This is a genomic window from Pseudomonas sp. SWRI154 (assembly GCF_014268645.1).
Taxonomy (GTDB): Bacteria; Pseudomonadota; Gammaproteobacteria; order Pseudomonadales; family Pseudomonadaceae; genus Aquipseudomonas; species Aquipseudomonas marvdashtae.
This window is the reverse complement of sequence record NZ_JABWQW010000063.1, coordinates 1-1,598: the sequence shown is the minus strand read 5'-3', so window position 1 is coordinate 1,598 and position 1,598 is coordinate 1. Positions and strand designations below refer to the sequence as shown.

Annotated in this window: 1 protein-coding gene; it reads left to right on the top strand. The window is 55.4% G+C overall.

Translation table 11 applies throughout. The features are described 5' to 3' along the window. Positions 1-77: 77 nt before the first annotated feature. Complete coding sequence (locus HU806_RS26145) at positions 78-1,502, top strand: IS1182 family transposase (protein WP_202884443.1); 1,425 nt, start codon at positions 78-80, stop codon at positions 1,500-1,502. Positions 1,503-1,598: the final 96 nt, after the last annotated feature.

The window sequence follows — 1,598 nt, the reverse complement described above, 5'->3', positions numbered from 1 at the left end:
CAGACTGTGTGAAAACCTAGCAATCTGTTGGTCGGTTGAAGAAAATGCCCGTATCGCAAGATACGGGCATTTTTCTTATGCGCTATATCCAAGGTGAAAACCGCTCCCAGAGCGCGCTTTTTCCACTCTCGCTGGACGAGCTCATTCCTGACGACCATCTGGTACGGGTGATCGAAGCCTACATTGCTCTTCTGGACTTCGAGCAGTTGGGCTTTGATAAAGCCAGACCCAAGGCCACTGGGCGTCCTTCGTACGATCCCGCCGACCTGCTCAAACTCTATCTGTACGGCTATTTTCAGCGCATTCGTTCGTCGCGGCGACTGGAGGCGGAGTGTCGGCGCAATGTGGAGGTCATGTGGTTGTTGGGCCGACTGGCACCTGACTTCAAAACCATTGCTGATTTTCGGCGCGACAACAGTGCCGCGTTCACCGCAACCTGTCGTGCCTTCGTTCGATTCTGCCGCCAGGCTGGTCTGATTGCCGGAGAGTTGGTGGCCATCGACGGCAGCAAGTTTCAGGCGGTCGCTTCCAGCCGCAAACACCTGACACCGAAAAAACTCCAGCACCGGGAAGCGGCGCTCGACAAGAAGATTGCGCGTTACCTGGCCCAACTCGATGAAGCGGATCGCGACGAAGAAGGAGAGTCGATCGACCGCTCAGCGGTACAGGCAGCGCTGGCCGAGTTGCAGGTAAAAAAGGCCAATAACCAGACCTGCCAAGTGCTGATGCAAGCTCAAGGTCTGGCTCAACACGTTGTTGGCGAGTCCGATGCGCAAAAAATGCGAACGGCCTCCGTCCCGCTGGTGGCTTACAACGTTCAAAGTGTTGTGGACGCGAAGCACTGCCTGATTTTGCACCACGAAGTCACTCAGGAAGGCACCGATAACCGCCAACTCGAGCCGATGGCCAAGGCCGCTAAAGACGAGCTGCAGCAATCAAAACTCTGCGTCACAGCGGATGCAGGTTACTCCAATGGCGCCCAGTTCCAGGCGTGCGAGGACGCGGCGATCACCGCTTTTGTTCCACCGAACAGGGCCAACAACCCTACCAGTGGTGAGGAGCAGTACTTTGACCGGACAGACTTCAGCTACGACAAAGATACCGATCAATATCAGTGCCCCGCTGGCAAACCACTGGCACTTAAACAGCTGAACAAAGGTGATCGAATCTACCAGGCGGCCATCAGCGACTGCGGGAAATGCCCGCTGAAAAGCCGCTGCACCAAGGCTCAGCGTCGCTATCTGATGCGCCATGCCCATGAAGCGGCGTTTGAACGAATGGAACAGCGGATGAAGGCCCATCCCGAGATGATGGTCAATCGCCGATCCATCGTTGAACATCCCTTCGGCAACCTAAAGCACTGGATCTTCGGCAATGGCCGGTTTTTGCTGCGACAGTTGAAGGGGACTCGCGCAGAAATGGCGCTAGCGGTACAGGCCTACAACTTGAAAAGGGCTATCCAAGTGCTGGGAGCACAAAAGCTGATAGCGCTGATGGGCTGAGAGACCCTTTATTTTTTACATTCCAGAAAAGCAAATGCCCCGACAAGTCGGGGCATTTGCTTTACGCCGCCGCAAACTGCGTTTTCACACAGTCTG